At 65.1% G+C, this 17,301-nt stretch carries 17 protein-coding genes; 14 read left to right on the top strand and 3 right to left on the bottom strand.

The features are described 5' to 3' along the window. Positions 1 to 95: 95 nt before the first annotated feature. The 8 genes from LFT49_RS19755 to LFT49_RS19790 all read left to right on the top strand — a co-directional run bounded on the left by LFT49_RS19755 (position 96) and on the right by LFT49_RS19790 (position 9,022). Positions 96 to 1,622 carry a sugar ABC transporter ATP-binding protein gene (locus LFT49_RS19755; protein WP_237429162.1) on the top strand — a complete coding sequence of 509 codons (1,527 nt, stop codon included), beginning with the start codon at positions 96 to 98 and terminating at the stop codon, positions 1,620 to 1,622. Positions 1,623 to 1,632: 10 nt separating this feature from the next. Then, entirely contained in the window at positions 1,633 to 2,616 is a 984-nt protein-coding gene (locus tag LFT49_RS19760; RefSeq protein ID WP_236820743.1) for an ABC transporter permease, read from the top strand. An 83-nt stretch (positions 2,617 to 2,699) separates the two neighbouring features. Further along, positions 2,700 to 4,019: a methylhydantoinase gene (locus LFT49_RS19765; RefSeq protein WP_237429163.1), complete on the top strand. Its 1,320-nt coding sequence runs from the start codon at positions 2,700 to 2,702 to the stop codon at positions 4,017 to 4,019. Beyond that, positions 4,016 to 5,098: a DUF917 domain-containing protein gene (locus LFT49_RS19770; RefSeq protein ID WP_237429164.1), complete on the top strand. Its 1,083-nt coding sequence runs from the start codon at positions 4,016 to 4,018 to the stop codon at positions 5,096 to 5,098. Before LFT49_RS19765 ends, LFT49_RS19770 begins: the two co-directional genes overlap by 4 nt. Further along, positions 5,091 to 6,638 carry a helix-turn-helix domain-containing protein gene (locus LFT49_RS19775; RefSeq protein ID WP_237429165.1) on the top strand — a complete coding sequence of 516 codons (1,548 nt, stop codon included), beginning with the start codon at positions 5,091 to 5,093 and terminating at the stop codon, positions 6,636 to 6,638. Before LFT49_RS19770 ends, LFT49_RS19775 begins: the two co-directional genes overlap by 8 nt. Continuing rightward, positions 6,622 to 7,077, top strand: coding sequence for a GAF domain-containing protein (locus tag LFT49_RS19780; protein ID WP_175316924.1), 456 nt, complete (start codon positions 6,622 to 6,624; stop codon positions 7,075 to 7,077). The genes LFT49_RS19775 and LFT49_RS19780 overlap by 17 nt, the downstream gene beginning before the upstream one ends. 33 nt (positions 7,078 to 7,110) lie before the next feature. Next, entirely contained in the window at positions 7,111 to 8,397 is a 1,287-nt protein-coding gene (locus LFT49_RS19785; protein ID WP_237429166.1) for a metal-dependent hydrolase family protein, read from the top strand. 97 nt (positions 8,398 to 8,494) lie between these two features. Then, a complete protein-coding gene (locus LFT49_RS19790; RefSeq protein WP_237429167.1) occupies positions 8,495 to 9,022 on the top strand; it encodes a YbhB/YbcL family Raf kinase inhibitor-like protein in 528 nt (175 codons plus the stop codon). Positions 9,023 to 9,111: 89 nt separating this feature from the next. Here the strand turns inward: LFT49_RS19790 and LFT49_RS19795 are convergent, their stop codons facing one another. Then, a complete protein-coding gene (locus LFT49_RS19795) occupies positions 9,112 to 10,161 on the bottom strand; it encodes an LLM class flavin-dependent oxidoreductase (protein ID WP_237429168.1) in 1,050 nt (349 codons plus the stop codon). A gap of 189 nt (positions 10,162 to 10,350) precedes the next feature. On the opposite strand from LFT49_RS19795, the gene LFT49_RS19800 reads away from it, so the two are divergent. From LFT49_RS19800 to LFT49_RS19820, 5 genes are all read left to right on the top strand, one after another. Continuing rightward, positions 10,351 to 11,295 carry an alpha/beta fold hydrolase gene (locus LFT49_RS19800; protein WP_237429169.1) on the top strand — a complete coding sequence of 315 codons (945 nt, stop codon included), beginning with the start codon at positions 10,351 to 10,353 and terminating at the stop codon, positions 11,293 to 11,295. Positions 11,296 to 11,472: 177 nt separating this feature from the next. Next, positions 11,473 to 12,531 (top strand): LacI family DNA-binding transcriptional regulator, encoded by a 1,059-nt coding sequence (locus LFT49_RS19805; RefSeq protein WP_237429170.1) that lies wholly within the window; start codon positions 11,473 to 11,475, stop codon positions 12,529 to 12,531. A gap of 113 nt (positions 12,532 to 12,644) precedes the next feature. Then, positions 12,645 to 13,967, top strand: coding sequence for an MFS transporter (locus tag LFT49_RS19810; protein WP_237429171.1), 1,323 nt, complete (start codon positions 12,645 to 12,647; stop codon positions 13,965 to 13,967). Positions 13,968 to 13,988: 21 nt separating this feature from the next. Next, the gene (locus LFT49_RS19815) at positions 13,989 to 14,753 is read left to right on the top strand and encodes an SDR family oxidoreductase (RefSeq protein ID WP_237429172.1); all 765 of its coding nucleotides are present in this window, start codon (positions 13,989 to 13,991) and stop codon (positions 14,751 to 14,753) included. A gap of 21 nt (positions 14,754 to 14,774) precedes the next feature. Continuing rightward, complete coding sequence (locus LFT49_RS19820) at positions 14,775 to 15,707, top strand: 3-keto-5-aminohexanoate cleavage protein (protein ID WP_142132304.1); 933 nt, start codon at positions 14,775 to 14,777, stop codon at positions 15,705 to 15,707. An 80-nt stretch (positions 15,708 to 15,787) separates the two neighbouring features. Here LFT49_RS19820 and LFT49_RS19825 read toward each other — a convergent pair whose 3' ends face one another. Continuing rightward, positions 15,788 to 16,312, bottom strand: coding sequence for a YbhB/YbcL family Raf kinase inhibitor-like protein (locus tag LFT49_RS19825; protein ID WP_237429173.1), 525 nt, complete (start codon positions 16,310 to 16,312; stop codon positions 15,788 to 15,790). 169 nt (positions 16,313 to 16,481) lie between these two features. Then, entirely contained in the window at positions 16,482 to 16,976 is a 495-nt protein-coding gene (locus LFT49_RS19830) for a nucleoside deaminase (protein ID WP_237429174.1), read from the bottom strand. A gap of 53 nt (positions 16,977 to 17,029) precedes the next feature. Here LFT49_RS19830 and LFT49_RS19835 point away from each other — a divergent pair, with 53 nt between their 5' ends. Next, positions 17,030 to 17,296: a YciI family protein gene (locus LFT49_RS19835; protein ID WP_237429175.1), complete on the top strand. Its 267-nt coding sequence runs from the start codon at positions 17,030 to 17,032 to the stop codon at positions 17,294 to 17,296. The last annotated feature ends 5 nt before the right edge of the window (positions 17,297 to 17,301 follow it).

Consider the following 17,301-nt stretch of genomic DNA (forward strand, 5'->3'; position numbering starts at 1 on the left):
CAGCCCCCTTTCCGGGGGCACCCCGGGGCCGCAGCCTCACCGCTTCGGCCCCGGGGACCCTGGCCCTAAGTTCCCTTCCATTTCCAGAGGTCAACATGGCTATAGAACAGTTGGAAAAACCCGGGCATGCCAGCCGGAGGACCGCCCCCGAAATCACCGTCTCCGGGATCGGCAAGCGCTATGGTGCAACGCAGGTGCTGAAGGACGTCACACTGTCGGTAACCCCCGGGGAGATCCACGGCATCATGGGGGAAAACGGCGCAGGAAAGAGCACGCTGCTCAAAATCCTGGGCGGTGCCATCACAGCGGACTCCGGCACCATGGAATTGGACGGACACCCGGTCAGGATCACGACACCCCGGGACGCCATCTCACACGGGATTTCCCTTATCTCGCAGGAGCTGGCGCTGATCCCCAATCTGTCAGTGCTGGAGAATGTCTTCCTGGGCCGCTGGTCGAACAAGGGAAGCCTCCTCTCCCCCAACAGGGACAGCGAGCACTTTGCCCGGCTGCTGGAAGAGACCGGTTTTGAGCTGGACCCGAGGGCGACGGTGGGGAACCTGCCCATCGGACAACAGCAACAGGTGGAAATCCTGAAAGCCCTTGCCCGCGGGGCAAAGGTGCTGTGCATGGACGAACCCACAGCAGTCCTTAACGAGGCGGAGAAGGAAAAACTCCTGCAGGTCGTCAAACGGCTGGCCCGCGCCGGAACCACCGTCCTGATCGTCTCCCATTACCTGGAGGAAGTCCTGGGACTGGTGGACCGGGTGACCATTCTGCGCGACGGACAGCACATCGTCACCGAAGAGGCCGCCGGCCATACGCCGGAGTCGCTGGTGCGGCTCATGGTGGGCCGGGAGGTCGACTTCCTCATCCCGGACGTTCCGCAGGTTCCGTCCGAAGCCGAGACGGTTGTCCGGGTAGCCGGATTGACCAGTGCCAAGGTCAAGGACATATCTTTTGAGGTCCGCCGCGGGGAGATCCTGGGCATCGCCGGGCTGGTGGGCAGCGGCCGCAGCGAAACCCTCCTCGCAGTTTTCGGTGCAGACCGGACCACCGGCGGCCACGTCGAAATCAACGGCCGCCGCATCCGCCCCAGCTCCATCAGGGACGCCATCAAAGCCGGTATCGCCCTCATTCCCGAGTCGCGGAAAGAACAGGGTCTGGTCATGTCCCGCCCGGTGGCCGAGAACATCGCCCTCTCCACCCTGCCCGCACGCTCCTGGGCCGGCTTCGTCAAGGCCCAGCGGGAAAGGACGGCCGTCAAGGACGTCAGCAAGTCCGTTGACCTGCGCGGCGCCCGCCCCGGTCAGCCGGTAGCCAACCTTTCCGGCGGGAACCAGCAGAAGGCACTTTTCGCCAAATGGCTGTTGAACCCTCCGGCGGTGCTCCTGGTGGATGAACCCACCCGGGGAGTGGACATCGCCGCCAAGGCCCGGATCCACAGCATCATCGTCGAACTGGCCGCGAAGGGCACAGCAGTCATCGTGGTCAGCTCCGAGCTCGAGGAAGTGCTCGGCCTGTCCCACCGTATCCATGTCATGAGGCACGGGCGCATCGTTGCCGAGTTCGACCGAAACGCCTCCCGCGACGAAGTCATGACTTCCGCTTTTCTGAAATAGGTGAATCCACATGACCACAACGTCAGTTGCCGTGCCCTCGACGGCAGAGAAAAAATTCAATCTGAACTTCAAAGACTTCGGGATCGTTTTTGGCCTGGCCGCCATCATGCTGTTCCTGGCCCTGAACACCGGAACGTTCCTTACGGGCCGCAACTTCATCAACCTGTTTGACCAGGCCGCCGTGGTGGGCCTGCTCGCCGCGGCAGCCACGCTGTGCATCATCAGCGGGGTCTTTGACCTCTCCTCCACCGCCACCCTCGCGGTCTCCGCCATCTCGGGCGTGATGATCACCCAGCAATTCGGCGTTGCGGCCGGTTTCTTCGGGGCGTTGCTGGTGGGTGCCCTGCTGGGGACGATCACCGGGCTGATCGTGGTCAGCACAAGGGTCAATTCGTTCATCGGGACACTGGCGGTGAGCATCATTTACCGGGGCCTGGCGATCGTGATCACCGGCGGCGCGATTGTTGCACCGCTGCCTGAGCAGCTCGCTTCCTTCCAGACCTGGACCTGGCCCAGCCTCTTCGGCCTCACCGCCGGTTCAGTCTTGATGCTGGCGATGACCACCGTGCTGGGCATCGTTCTGTGGCGCACCACATTCGGACGCAGGATCTACGCCGTAGGCGGGAACCAGGAAGCCGCCCGCCTCAGCGGCATCCGGACCGGCTCCATCCACGTTGCGGTCTTCGCCATCAGCGGCCTGTGCTCGGCAATGGCCGGAATGATCCTGGCCTCGCGTGCGGGCTCGGCGCAGCCGGCCATGGCCATCGGCATCGAACTCACCGCCATCGCCGCTGTGGTCATCGGCGGCACCAGCATCCTGGGCGGGCAGGGCGCCATGTGGAGGGCCTTCGTGGGAGTCATGATCCTCACCGTCATCAGCAACGGCTTCAACCTGCTGCACTGGGATACCACCTACCAGCAAGTGGTCACGGGCGTCCTCATCCTGCTGGCCGTAGCAGCCGATGGACTGTTCTTCCGCAAATCCACCAGATGACCGTCCAGGGTGGACCCTAGAGATATGACATGGATGTATCGCGGGGCTGGGGCCCGGCAGGAACTTGAACAGGAGGCCCGGCAATGCGGGTAGGACTGATGCTCCAGGGCAGCAGTTGCCGGGCACTCGTCCTGGAGGGACGCTCCGTCGTCTCGGTGGCGGAACAGCGGCAGGCCGGCAGCCTGGCTGACGCACTGGACAGCGTCCTGTCCTCCTTGCGCCTGCAGTTCGGAAGCCTGATCACAGACGTAACGGCCGACGTCGGACGCGTCCTCGCCGCGGCCCAGCCGGGAGACGTCATGGCTGTCCACATCTCTCCCCGTCCTCCGGCTGACCAGTTCCACAACACGAGGTTGCCGGCGAGCATTGAGCCTGCAGTCACCAGGACCGTGCATGTCCGCGGCGGCCACGACCTGCGGGGACGGCCGCTGGCACCGCTGGGCCTTAACGAGTTCCTGCTGGAACTGCCCTCCATCCTGTCCGGGGGCATGCGGAACGTAGCCATCACCGCCGTCGGCTCCACTGCCTCCGCCGAGCACGAAACCCGCATCGCGGATGCCATCCTGTCCAACAACAGCGACATGCGGATCAGCATCTCCAGTGATTTCTACTCGAGCGTGTTCCGCGACCGTGACTACACAGCCGTCCTTAACAGCGCCCTGATGGAATCGGGCGAAGAGCTGGCGGCAATGCTGGAAGAGACCGGGAAGCGCCACTTCCCCGCCGCCGCACTGTCCTATGCAAGGAACGACGGCGGCCGGGCGCCCCTGGCACGGCTGGCGGTAGCCCCCGTGCATGCGCTCCGCCCGGAACCTGCCATGGCGATCCTCGGCGCGGCAACGCTGGGCGGGCTGTGCGACGGCGAAGTGGTTGTCTGCACCGACGAGGGTGTCAGTGTGGGCACCATCCGCAGCGGCCTGCCTGTTGCGCACAGCCTTATCCGGCAGGGCTATGAAGCGAGCCTCGCCACCAACGCCGCGATCGTGGAACCGTACACGGCCAACCATCCGGTCCGGCCCGACATCCCGTCAGTTGTCGTCGACATCCGCAGCAGCCAGGACACGCCTCCTGAACACGGCCTGCTGCCAACACTTCCGGGTGTCCCGGACCTGAGCCTCATAGGCTGCGCCGCTACACCGCTGACAGCGTGGATCGACAGGCTCGAGAGGGTCAGCGGACAGGCCGAACTGCAGCGGGTTCAGCACCGGGCTGAGGAGGAAGCCGGCTCGGCTGTGGTGCAGTTGGGTGCCAGCCCTACAGACACCCGCATCATCGAATCGAACGTCTTCGCCATGCCTTACGGGAACCCCGGAATCGTTCGGATCCGGGTCCGGGCTGCCGGCGGAACGTCCAGCTCAGAGGAGAACCCGTTGGCCGGCCAGGCCTTGGGGGCCACAGCATGAGCACCATCCTCAGCCCCGAAGACGTGGGGCACCTCAGAACCGGTGCCCATTTCCTGGCCTGCGCCATCGATCCCACCGCCATCCACGTCTACGCCGGCATGATCCAGGAGGCAATGCAGGACAGGTCCGTGGAGCTCATCACCGTGGATGAGCTCGCCCCGGATGACCTGGTGGTGGCTGTCGGCATGGTGACCCAAGGCTTGTTCATTGCTGATATGCCACCCGTAGGTGACGAATTCACCGGCTGTATCGAGGCGATCGAAACCAGGCTCGGGCGCAAAGTGGGCGCAATCTATTCACTCGCCGCTGCCAACATCAACGGAATCATTCCGCTGATGGTGGGGCTGCAGTCCTCCCTTCCTGTGATCGACTCCGATCCCATGGGGCGCGTCTTTCCGCTCATCAGCCAGACCACCTTGAACATCGGCGGGGTGGCTATCGGCCCCATAGCGCTTATGGGAGTAACCGGCGAGCGCGCCGTGGTGGAGGCAGCTGATCCGCAGCGCGCCGAGACGCTGGTCCGCGCACTCGTCACCGAGCTGGGTGGTTGGGCCGCCACCGTGATGTATCCATGCTCCGCACGGCAGCTGGCAGAGCACGGGGTCCACGGATCCGTCAGCCGCATGATCCGCATAGGTCAGATCCTCGACGCCGACACGTCGGCTGAGAGCAAATTCCTGTCACTTTCCGACTTCCTGGGCGTGACCCGGATTGCACGGGCGCGGGTGAGCCACATCGAAGGCCTTTCACGCCCAACCGACCTGGGCCTTCCGGCCCAACCCTCGAGCGTGACGCTGGTGGATGAAACCACCGGGCAGATCATCCGGCTGGAGATCCAGAATGAGATTTTGCTGGTGCTCGTGGACGGTGCCGTAGCGGCAGCTGTCCCCGACATGGTGACCCTGCTCAACTCCGAGCACGGCTCTGTGGCCAGCCTGGAAGACCTTCGGGTGGGCAACGTGGTGGATGTGCTCAAACTCAATGCCGCCCCGCAATGGTATTCGGAGGCGGGGCTGGACCTGGCCGAACCGGCGGCGTTCGGCATCCCGCTCAAGCATCCGAGGCGGCGTCATGGTTAGGCCGATGAAGGACACCCGGCTCGACGTTGCGGGGCTGCTGGCGCACGGGTCGCTGCGAGGCACCACCCCGCTGTACCTCACCCCCGCCAGCGCAGTGATCGAAAGCGTCGTTCTGGTCTCCCAGCTTGAGGCGATCCAGCGGGTGCGGCCGAATACGGTTGTGGTCCTGTCTGCAGAAATGGGTTCTGGTGGATGGCTCGTATCCGCCGCCCTCAGGCATGCCTGGGAACGGCGGGCCAGCGCCGTCGTCGTGGCCGGAAGCACCTATTCCAGCGCCGTGATCGGCCTGGCTGAACGGCTGGGCATCACCCTGCTGGCGTCGGAAGGAAACCCTGCCGGAGTCGCGTTGGCCTTGGCCGCCGAGATCGGCGCCGCCCTGTCCGTGGTGGATGCCGAGCTCGCCCGGTTCGCCCGGGCGGTGGCCAAGGACAGCACGCTGACAGACGTGCTCAGTACCATCTCCGGGGAACTGGACGGGGTGGGCGTCTCGCTGGAATACGACGGCGTGGTCCTCGCCTCAGCCGGTATGGACCCGCGGGACCAGGCCGAGGTCATCACGGTTGACGTGGGGGCTGCCGACGCCGCCGTCCCTTCCGCCCTCACCGCGCGCGTACCCGCCTCCGGTGTCCATAACCTGCGGCTGGTCCGTTCAATCCTGGAAGTGGCTGCCCCTTCCGTCAAGGCCGCGTGGTTGCTGGGCGACTCCCGGGACGCGGCCCGTGCCGTCCCCACCGCGGCACTGGCCGGGCTGAACCAAAGCCGCGGTTCTTCCGGCGCAACCTTCGAGGAAGACCACCGGCACCTCCTCTCACAGCTGGGATGGCGCCGGCACGAACGCTACGTGGCCGTATGGATCTGCCAGGGTGACTCCAACATATCTGGTCCCGACCTGACAGCTGTGCTGAGGCTGCTCTGGCGAAAGGCAGCTGCACGCAGCCCCTTGGCCAAGGTCGACGGCGGCTGGCTAGCGCTTGTTCCGGCCGCCCACGAGTCAGTTGTTGCACAGCTCGAACTACGGCTCAAGACACGGCTCCGTCCTGCCCTGGCCGAGCTGGGCCTGGTGGCCGGGCTGTCCCGCTGGGTGGAGGAGGCTCCGCCGCTTCCGTCCGTCATTCAGGAGGCGCGGCTGGCAGCTGTCTCCGCCCAGTCTGCTGGACAGGGCACAGTCCTGGGCTTCGCCGGCCTGGGCGTAGCGGCCGCAACCGCATTCGTGGATCAGGACGCCGTGGCACTGGTGGCCGAGCTGACCCTGCCGCGGCTAATGGCCAGTCCTGACAGGGACGCGATAGTGGCTGCGGCAGGGGCGTTCCTTGACCACCGCAGCTCGGTCAGCCTCGCTGCGGCAGCGCTCGATGTGCACCGCAACACCCTCCAGGCCCGGCTGGGCCGTGCCCGGGAGCTCGGCGTCCCCTTGGACAATCCGTCCGAGTTGCTGTCCGTCCACCTGATCCTCAACGTACTGCGGGCCGCGGCACACGAGAAACAAACTTTCAAAGATCCCCACGAAACCAGAAAGGACTCCCATGAGTTCCCAGTTTGAATCCTTCGACGACGTCTACGCTTCCGCCCGGGACACTGTAGGCGTCCGTCTCTTCACCGCCTCCGTCATCGCCGACGAAGGCACCAGCATGGCGCGCATCTACACCACGCACCCCGAGGTCTACCCGGTTGGCGGAAAGAAGACCCTCGCGGGAGACACCAATCCGGTCTGGCTGGAGCAGGTCCTGATCGGCCAGCAGCCGTTCCTGGGCGCTGACCGGGAAGCGGTCAAGGCTTTCTTCTTCGACTCCGGAACCATCGAATCGCTGGGATGCGGCGCGATTGTCAATGTTCCGGTGGTGAGCGGCGGCCGCACCATCGGCTCCATGAACTTCCTGGCCCCTGAAGGCAGCTATGACCAGTCTTCCGTAGACGCCGCCGTAGAGGTGGCGTCACGCTCTGTCCGCCTCCTCGAAGACGCTTTGGCCGCCACGAGCTAGCCTGCGTCCTGGAACAGGAAGGAAACACTGCACATGATCCCCAACTCTGAGGGAAACCTGACCATACGGAACGCCAGGATCTTCGACGGCGAATCACCCGACCTCGTTGAAGGCTCCATCAGTATCCGCGATGGCAGGATCACAGCCGTAGGCAGCACCAATGAAGGCAGCGGCGCCGGGCCCGCGGTCGGGACTGTACTCGACGCGGGCGGCCGGGTGGTGATTCCCGGCCTCATCGATGCCCACTTCCATGCCTATGCGCTCAGCCTGACTTCTGCCGTCAACGAAACCGGCCCCTTGAGCTACTCCGCGCTGGCAGGTGCCCGCAGACTTGAGGCCGCACTCGTCAGGGGCTTCACCTCAGTCCGGGACGTGGCTGGGGGTGACATAGGCCTTGCAACCGCTATCGAGGAAGGGCTGTATCCCGGTCCGCGCTACTTCTTTACCGGTCCCGCGCTGAGCCAGACCGGAGGTCACGGGGACAACCGCGCTGCGAACGACGGAAGCTGCTTCCATGGCGGCCACATGTGCGAGGTGATGGACGGTGTTGAGGACTTGCTGCTGGCGGTGCGCCACCGGTTCCGGACCGGCGCCACCGCCATCAAGCTGATGACCTCCGGAGGGGTGATCTCCCCGGTGGATCCGATCCGTGTGCCGCAGTACAGTGCGGCCGAGATCCAAGTGGTCACGGAAGAGGCATCCCGGCGTGGCAGTTACGCCACGGCGCACGCCTACTCGCCGGAAGCCATCCGCCATTCTGTGCTGAACGGGGTCCGCTGCATCGAACACGGCAACCTCCTGGATGTTGAAACCGCCCGGCTCATGGCGGAGCACGACGTCTACCTCGTGCCCACGTTGGTGACGTATGACGCCATGGGCCGCCGCGGAGCCGAAATCGGCCTTACCGAGGTGGGCGCCGCCAAGAACCAGGAGGTCCTGGCTGCCGGCAAGAAGGCCGTCACTCTGGCGCGCGACGCCGGGGTCCGGATTGGTTTCGGCACCGACCTCATGGGGGAGCTTGAGGATGAACAGCTGGCCGGGCTTCGCCTGCAGTGCGAAGTGCTGGGTGTCTACGATGCGCTCCGCTCGGCGACCTCAACGAACGCGGCACTGCTCCGGCGCGAAGACCTGGGCCGGATCGCGGAGGGGGCGTGCGCGGACTTGGTGATTTTGGACGGCGATCCCTTCGAGGAGCCCTCTGTGCTCTGGGACGGGAGCCGGAACCGCACCGTCATCAAGGCCGGCCGCGTTGTCCCCTCCGGCGGCGTTCCGGCCGGTCCTGCCATGCTGGACGAGGCCTACACCGGCGCCTCCGCCTGAGTGCTGCGACCACCGCCCGGAGACCATCGGAACCCGTCAACCCACCCTTTAGGGAATACTTGGACCGTCAACCTAGTAACGAGGAGAACAACACGCAATGACATCCCGTGACCCTTACGAAGAACTTCCCCAGCTTCCGGAATTTCAGGTGACCAGCGCCGACATCGAGGACGGTCAGACGCTTTCCCCGGCACAGCGCAGCGGAAAGATGGGCATTGAAGGCGGCCAGGACCAGTCCCCGCAGCTGTCGTGGTCAGGCTTTCCTGCGGAGACCAAGAGCTTTGCGGTCACCGTTCTGGACCCCGATGCGCCCACGGGGAGCGGCTTCTGGCACTGGGCTGTCTTCAACCTGCCGGCGTCCACCACCTCCCTGCCTTCCGGTGCAGCGGAGAGCGGGCTCCCCGAAGGTGCTGTGCAGTTGGCGAACGACGCAGGCTTCCCCGGCTTCGTGGGCGCAGCGCCGCCCTCCGGCCACGGCGTGCACCACTACCACGTGGTAGTACACGCGCTGGATGTGGAGAAGCTCGACATCCCCGCTGAAGCCAGCCCCGCCTACCTGGGGTTCAACATCTTTTCGCACGGCATTGGCCGCGCACGGCTGGTCGGTACTTTCGAGCAGCCCTAACCCCGTTCCGCGCGGCGCAGGTGCATGTCCGGTTCCCGGGCGTGCACCTGCGCCGTTTCAGGTGGTGATGGACTGCGCAGGACCGCCGCTTACGATGCCAGGTGGTCGCTCCCCGGAGTCCAGCCCAAGGCCGGCCCCAGCTTGCCCGCAATGTCGGTAAGGATCTGGACATAGTCCTCATGTTCAAAGCTGAAAGGCAGGGCGAAGGCCACCTCATCGACTTCCTGGAAGCCTGCGTGCGCGTAGAGCTGTTCAGCGATCTCATCACTGGTGCCGATTAGATCAGCCGCGAACATCATGCCCCTCGGCCCTTGCGGAGCAGCGGTGCGGGGAGTGCGTTCATCGACGTACCGCTGGTACTTCTCCCGCTGCGCCGCCGTCGCCGAGTCGGTCGGGATCACCACCAGGCCCTGTGAAACCCGCGCCCCAGCACGCACGGACGCGGCAGCAGCTTCCCGGAAAGCCCGGATCTGCGATTGCTGGACCAGCGCGAAGTGGGGCTCCTGGTCCTTATCCGGGAAGATCACGCTGCTGGAGAGCAGGTTGAAGCCATTGGACCCGGCCCAGACAGCTGATTTCGTGCTGCCGGCCCCGTACCAGAGGCGGTCCCGCAGACCGGGTGAATGAGGTTCCACCCGGTTGGAGAACTCCTCCACCACGCCCTGCTTGCCGGAAAATTCCCGCACCGGTTCCCCGGCAACAAACCGCGCAAACCGCTCCACACGCGCGTAGCTGAAGTCCTCCACGTCCGCGCTGTCCGGGTACAGCTCATGCTTCACCGTGTCGTAGTGCATCGGTTCGCCCACGCTCACCCCAGGGTTGATCCGGCCGCCGGCGAGCAGGTCCACGGTGGCCAGGTCCTCGGCCAGGCGGAGCGGGTTTTCCCAGCCCAGCGGCGTCACCGCAGTACCCAGCTCGATCCGGGAGGTGCGCTGGCTCGCCGCGGCCATCACCGCCACGGGCGAAGAGATCCCGAACTGCAGGTGCCGGTGTCGCAGCCAGGCGCTGTCAAACCCCAGCCGCTCCCCCAGTTCGATGATCCCCAACGTGGACTCGTGGCCCGCGGCCGGACTGGCGGGATCGAACAGGCCGATGGTGAGGAAGCCAAGCTTGCGGAGGGGGCTTGTGGGATGCGGCATCGGCTTCCTTCAAGAGTCGGGGATGTGGCTGATTTTCAGACTAGGCGGAGGGCCCGCGGATGAACCAACATTTCTCCCGGCCAGGACCTAACCGAAACGCACGGGACGAAGACCTTGACGGTGCTGTCCGCACTCGGGTTAAGCTCGGCTCGAGCAGGCGACGGTGCCGGCACGGGAGGAACTGTCTACATGTCACTGCAGGAAATCGAGTTCACGTCCGCCAACGGCCGCGACACCATCCAGGCGTGGGTCTACGAGCCCATCGGGGAGCCCAAGGCGATCGTGCAGCTGATCCATGGGTTGGGCGAGCATTCCCGCCGCTACCTCCACCTCATTTCCACCCTGGTGGATGCGGGATTCATTGTGGTGGCAGGCGACCACTCCGGGCACGGGCGCACGGCGATGCAGCAGGGAACCTGGGGCGACGCCGGAGACGACGCCGCCAGCGTGGTGGTCGCCGATGAGGTCACCCTCCAGGCCAAGGCCCGGGAAGCGCTCCCCCACCTCCCCTACATCGTGTTCGGCCACAGCTGGGGATCCATGATTGCCCGCGGCCTGGCCACCGACCCGCGAGCGCAACTTTCGGGCCTGATTCTTTGCGGGATCGCCGCCCAAATGCGCGGCATCGAGAAAATGATCGACCGGCCGGCACTGGCCCGGCTTGCCTCTGGTGAGAGCGCGGCGGAGCCCGCGCCCCAGGAACTGGTGGCCCAGTTGTTCGACGGCTTCCTGGGCCGCCTTGGAGACGGTGCCGGGCCCACGGCCTGGGTGGCACTGGACGCGGACGTCGTTGCCGACCACGGGAGGGACCCCTTCAACAACTTCGGGGCACCGCTCAGCGCACGGTTCCTGCAGGGCTTCGTGGACCTCTACGACCAGGTCAACTCCGACGACTGGTACAAACAGCTCCCCGCGGAACTGCCCGTCTTGATCCTTGCCGGCGACCAGGACCCCGTCACCAACTACGGCGAAGGGGCCTACCACGTGGCAAACCGCCTGGCAGATTCCGGCCACGCGGACGTCCGCACCCGCGTGTTCCCCGGCGTCCGGCACGAAGTGCACAACGAACCCACCACCCGCGCCGAAACCGAACGCGAGACGGTCGAATTCATCCAGCGGGTAGCCGGCACCTGACGGTCCCCAGGCACCTCCCACGGAAGGCACGACGCCGGCACCCACCCCGCCGCCGCCGTCGTACCTTCCGGCAAAAGGACCCCTGGACTACTTAACGTTGCTTAACGCTGAAGCGCCCTCCTACTGTAATTGACGTCACAAGAACCGTGGGTGCACGTCAATGGAGAGGGGACGGTTGTGAGCGGCCATCAAGTCAACAGAACGTCCGTGCCCCGCCCCGCGCCGGTTTCTGCCGCAGCCGTTGCCCGCGCAGCGGGCGTTTCCCCTGCCACCGTGTCCTATGCATTGAACGGCAAGGGTGGCGTGTCGGTGGAAACCCGGCGCCACATCATCGGCGTCGCGAACGAGCTGGGCTTCAGGCCCCGTAAGTCGTCTTCATCTTCTGATCCGCTGCGGACCCGCGTAATTGGGCTGATCCTGCCCAACATCATCAACCCGATGTATCCCCGGTGGGCCCAGGGCATCATCTCTGCAGCCGCCGACTCCGGATACGAAGTGTTTGTGGCCACCACGCAGGACGACGCGGCCACGCTCGCACAGGTCACCGCCACGCTCGCGAACCGCAACGTCGATGGCGTCGTCCTCGCCGCGGCTCTCCGCGAGGACGCCACCGCCTTACGCACTCTGCGGACTGCCCGGGTCCCCTACGTTTGCCTGTCCCGAAGGGCCGACTTTCTGCAGGGCGACTTCGTGGGCATTGACGACGATGCCGCGGCAAGCATGCTGATGGAACACATGCTGGGCCATGGTTACCAGGACATCGCCACCGTGGTGGGACCGCGCTTCTCCACGGCGTCCCTCACCCGTGAGCAGGCCTTTGTCCGCACTGCGGCTGCTGCGGGCGTCACCATCAGCGGCGAGTGGAAGATCAGCACGCGCGTCAACAACGAAGGTGGCCGACTGGCAGCGGAACGGCTGTTCTCCCAGGCCAGGGCGCCCCGCGCCGTGGTGTGCGGCAGCGACGAGCTCGCCATCGGCGTCATGGAATACGCGCTGGCCCAGGGCCTGCGCATCCCCGAGGATGTGGCGGTCGCGGGGTGCGACGGGCTGGCCCACAGCCGTTCCGGTTTGATCAACCTGACGAGCGTTGTCCAGCCGCAGCAGGAGATGGCCCAGGAGGCATTCGCCATGCTGCTGCGCAGGATCGAGTCCCCGTCCAACACCTACAGCTCTTTGATTTGTCCGCACCGCATCCACATCGGGAGAACGTGCGGGTGTAACGCACCGCCCGCCTAGCCCCCACCCGACTTCGCCCCCGGCATCAGCCTTCATCGCTGGTGCCTTGATCCCCCACGCCCTCAGTGCCCTGCCCATCAAGGACAGGGCCGATATTCAAGGACGAATACCACATGACTGCCTTATCAACATCGACCACGATGCGCACGCCAAAGGAGATCAATGGCGTCATCCTCCGCAGGATCATGCCGCTGCTCATCGCCGCCTACATCATGGCCTTCCTGGACCGCACCAACATCGGGATGGCCAAGGACCGGCTGGAAATCGATCTCGGCATCTCCGCCACGGCGTACGGCATCGGCGCGGGCCTGTTCTTCCTCACCTACGCAATGTCGGAGATCCCCTCGAACCTGATCATGCACAAGGTGGGGGCCCGCTTTTGGATCATGCGGATCATGATCACCTGGGGACTGATCTCCGCGGCCATGGCCTTCGTCCAGGGCGAATGGTCGTTCTACATCATGCGCATGCTGCTCGGTATCGCCGAGGCAGGCCTCTTCCCGGGCGTGATGTACTTCCTGACCCAGTGGTTCGTGGTCAAGGACCGGGCCAAGGCCAACGGCATGTTCCTGCTGGGCGTATCCATCGCCAACATCGTCGGCGCACCGCTTGGCGGCCTGCTGCTGACCAGCTTTGACGGCTTCGCCGGGCTGCACGGCTGGCAGTGGATGTTCATCATCGAGGGCCTGCCGGCATGCGTCCTCGCCTGGGTTGTCTGGAAGAAGCTTCCCGACCGTCCCACCAAGGCCACCTTCCTTAGCCCCGCCGAGGCCGAAGACCTCGAAGCCCGGATCGCCGCAGAGGAAAAGGCCGGTGCTGCCGCCTCCGGCAACCACCGCCTGCGCGACGTCCTCAAGGACAGGCAGATCCTCCTGGTGGTTGGCGTCTACTTCACGCACCAGATCGCCGTCTACGCCCTGTCCTATTTCCTCCCCTCCATCATCGGCACGTACGGCAAGCTCAACCCGCTTCAAATCGGCCTGCTGACGGCCATCCCTTGGATCTTCTCCGCCGCAGGGGCCCTGCTGGTTCCGCGGTTTGCCACGGACGGCCGCCGCTCACGCTTGCTGGTGACTGGAACCATGACGGGCATCGTGGCGGGCTTCGCCCTCGGTGCCATTGGCGGTCCAGTCCTCGGCATGATCGGTTTCTGCCTCGCGGCCTTCAACTTCTTCGCCCTCCAGCCAATCCTCTTCACCTACCCCGCCACGCGCCTGACTGGCGCAGCCCTGGCCGGCGGCATCGCCTTCGTCAACACCATTGGCCTCTGCGGCGGCTTCCTGGGCCCCTACATCATGGGGCTCATGCAGGACCTGACCGGGTCGAAGCTTTCCGGCCTTTGGTTCATCGTCGGCATGTGCGCGATCGGGGCACTGCTCTCCCTCATGCTGAAGCGCGGCACGGAAAAGCCGCAGGCTGCCCCGGCAGCCCACTGACCACTCAATAAAGGAAACATCATGGATTTCAGTTCAAAACGCGTTCTGGTCACCGCCGGCGCAAACGGCATCGGCCTGGCAATTGCCACCAAGTTCAAGGCCCACGGGGCGAACGTCTTCGTGACGGACATTGACCCCGACGCCGTCGAAAAAGCGCGTGCCGAGGGCTTCCAGGCCGCTGTCAGCGACGTATCGGATGAATCGCAGGTCCAGGACCTCATGGCGACGATCCAGGGCGAATTCGGCGGCCTCGATGTCCTGGTGAACAACGCCGGCATCGCCGGACCAACCGGCCCCATCCAGTCCCTCGACAGCGCGGCCTGGAAGGCGACGTTCGACGTCAACATCCACGGACAGTTCTACTGCATCAAGCACGCCCTGCCGCTCCTGCGCTCGGCACCGGGGGCATCAATCATCAACCTTTCCTCGGCGGCCGGCCGCCTGGGCATGGCCGGGCGGAGCGCCTACTCGGCATCCAAGTGGGCAGTGGTCGGGTTGACCAAGACCCTCGCCATCGAGCTCGGGGCAGAGGGAATCCGGGTCAACGCCATCTGCCCCGGCGCCGTCAACGGTCCGCGTATCGATGCGGTGATCGCGGCCAAAGCGGGAATGCTGGGCGAGCCCGTGGACACCGTTTCCGCCCTGTACCGCAGCCAGTCGTCGCTGGGCCGGCTGATTGAAGCCGAAGACATCGCCAACATGGCCCTCTTCGCGGCCAGCGACATGGCGCGCAACGTCAACGGCCAGGCCCTGGCCGTCGACGGAAACACCGAAAAGCTCTACTAAGACCCCGAAAGGAAACGTCCCATGGCAGCAACACGCAAGGTCATCATCACCAGCGCCGTTACCGGCGCCATCCACACCCCCTCCATGTCCGAACACCTGCCCGTCACGCCCCAGGAAATCGCCGATGCGGCCATTGGCGCCGCTGAAGCGGGTGCGGCCATCGTGCACATGCACGCCCGCGATCCGCGGGACGGGCGCCCTTCGCAGAATCCCGAGCATTTCGAGCCGATCCTGGACAAGCTGAAGCGGAACACGGACGCGGTCATCAACATCACCACCGGCGGATCGCCGCACATGACCGTCGAAGAACGCATGCAGCCGGCGGCCTTGTTCAAACCCGAGCTTGCCTCGCTGAACATGGGGTCCATGAACTTCGGGCTGTACCCGATGCTGGACCGGTTCAAGGACTTCACCCACGAGTGGGAACGCGAAGGGCTGGTCAAAAGCCGCGACCTGGTTTTCAAGAACACGTTCCAGGACATCGAGACCATCCTGGAGATCGGCAATGCCAACGGGACCCGCTTCGAATTTGAATGCTACGACATCTCCCATTTGAACAACCTGGCCCACTTCCATGCCCGTGGCCTGGCCAAGGGACCGCTGTTCGTCCAGTCCGTCTTCGGCCTGCTCGGCGGCATCGGCGCACATCCCGAGGACCTGATGCACATGCGGCGCACCGCAGACCGGCTCCTGGGCGACGACTACCAGTGGTCCATTCTTGGCGCCGGCAAGAACCAGATGCCGCTTGCCACGATCGGCGCAGCCATGGGCTCCCACGTCCGGGTGGGGCTGGAGGACTCGCTGTGGATCGGCCCGGGCCAGCTGGCTCGCTCAAATGCCGAGCAGGTCACCCGCATCCGCACCATTCTCGAAGCGCTCAACTTTGAAATTGCAACGCCTGATGAAGCCCGCCAGATGCTGGGCCTCAAGGGCAGGGACAACGTCGGATTCTGACCCGTACGTGGTGTTCGGGACGCCCTTCGGGGCCGGCCACATTCTCCGGCTGCGCCTGCAGAATGTGGCCGGCTGTTCCGTTATTGGACTTCAAACGTGGCGGTGAGCCGGGCCCGTCCAATGGCCTGGCTGAAGAGCTGGAAGCCGAGGTAGGCGGGGCTTGCATCGGCAGGGATGTCGAGTTGTTCCACATCCACTGCGTGAACCACGAAGTGGTAGTGGTGGGGACCGTGTCCTTCGGGAGGAGCCGCGCCCACGAAGCCCCGGAAGCCGGCGTCGTTCATCAGTTGCACCGCAGGCCCGGGCAGGCCGGCCTCGGCAGCACCCGACGGAAGGGAGGTAGTGGACGCCGGCAGGTTGAAGGCTGCCCAGTGCCAGAACCCGCTGCCGGTGGGAGCGTCCGGGTCCAGGACAGTCACGGCAAAGCTCTTGGTCTCCGGCGGGAACCCCTCCCAGGCAAGTGCCGGAGACCGGTCTTCTCCGCCGTCGACTCCCATCTTCCCGCTCGCTTGGGCCGCAGGGAGCGCCTGCCCGTCCTGGATCTCTGGGCTGGACAAGGAGAATTCAGGAAGCTGGGGAAGTGCGGCATACGGATCGTGGGACATCTCTTGATTACCTCTCCTGACAACGGGATGGGAACTGCCGGCATTACGCGGTTGGAACGGATTGCCTGCTGCACACTCTAACGCCCAGTCAAGTGGATGAATTCGATTCCTTGGAGTGGAACCGCTGATGCCCTGGAGCCCGGTGGGACGGCGCCGGCAAGCAACAGCCCTACCCGGCGGGCTCCTCCGCAATGTCCTCAGCCCACAGGTCCGGGTTGTCCTCCTGGAATCTACGCATCATGTCAACGCACCGCGGATCATCCAGGACCACCACCTCAACGCCGCGCGAGCGCAGAAGGTCGAACTCGCCGTCGAACGTTCTCGCCTCCCCCACCACCACGCGCGGGATCTTGAACTGGATGATGGTTCCCGTGCACATGGCACACGGGGCCAGGGTGGTGTAGAGCGTGGTGTCCCGGTAGCTCTTCTGCCGGCCAGCGGCACGCAGCGCGGACATCTCCCCGTGCGCTATGGGGTCGCCGCTCTGGACGCGTTCGTTGTGCCCGCTCGCGATGACCACACCGTCTCGGGCAAGGGCGGCCCCGATCGGAATACCGCCCTCTTTGAGGCTCTTTTGGGCAGCCTGGTAAGCGGCTTCGAAGGCGGGGTCGGAGGTTGGCTGCGCTTCTGATTCCACGGCGGACGGCTCAGTTGGATGGGTCATGCGGTCATTCTTGCATGAGCCCAGGTGGTAAGTTCTGCCGCATGGAATGTGTGGTGCTGTACACAGTGCGGGAGGGCATCGACCGCTCCCGGATCATGGAGACCTTCCCACGCCACAAGGCCTACTACGAGGCGTTCCATGCCGACGGCGGCGGCCTGGTGGCTCTCGGCGCATTCGGAACTCCGGATCCGGCTGCCAGCTCGATGGGAATTTTCACGTCGCGTCAGGAAGCCGAACGTTTCGTCGCCGGAGACCCTTTCGTGACGGAAGGGCTGGCCGAGCCACGGCTCCTGGATTGGAACGCCGTGCACCTCGGCTAGGCAAA

This window comes from Arthrobacter sp. FW306-06-A (genome assembly GCF_021870055.1).
Lineage (GTDB): Bacteria > Actinomycetota > Actinomycetes > Actinomycetales > Micrococcaceae > Arthrobacter.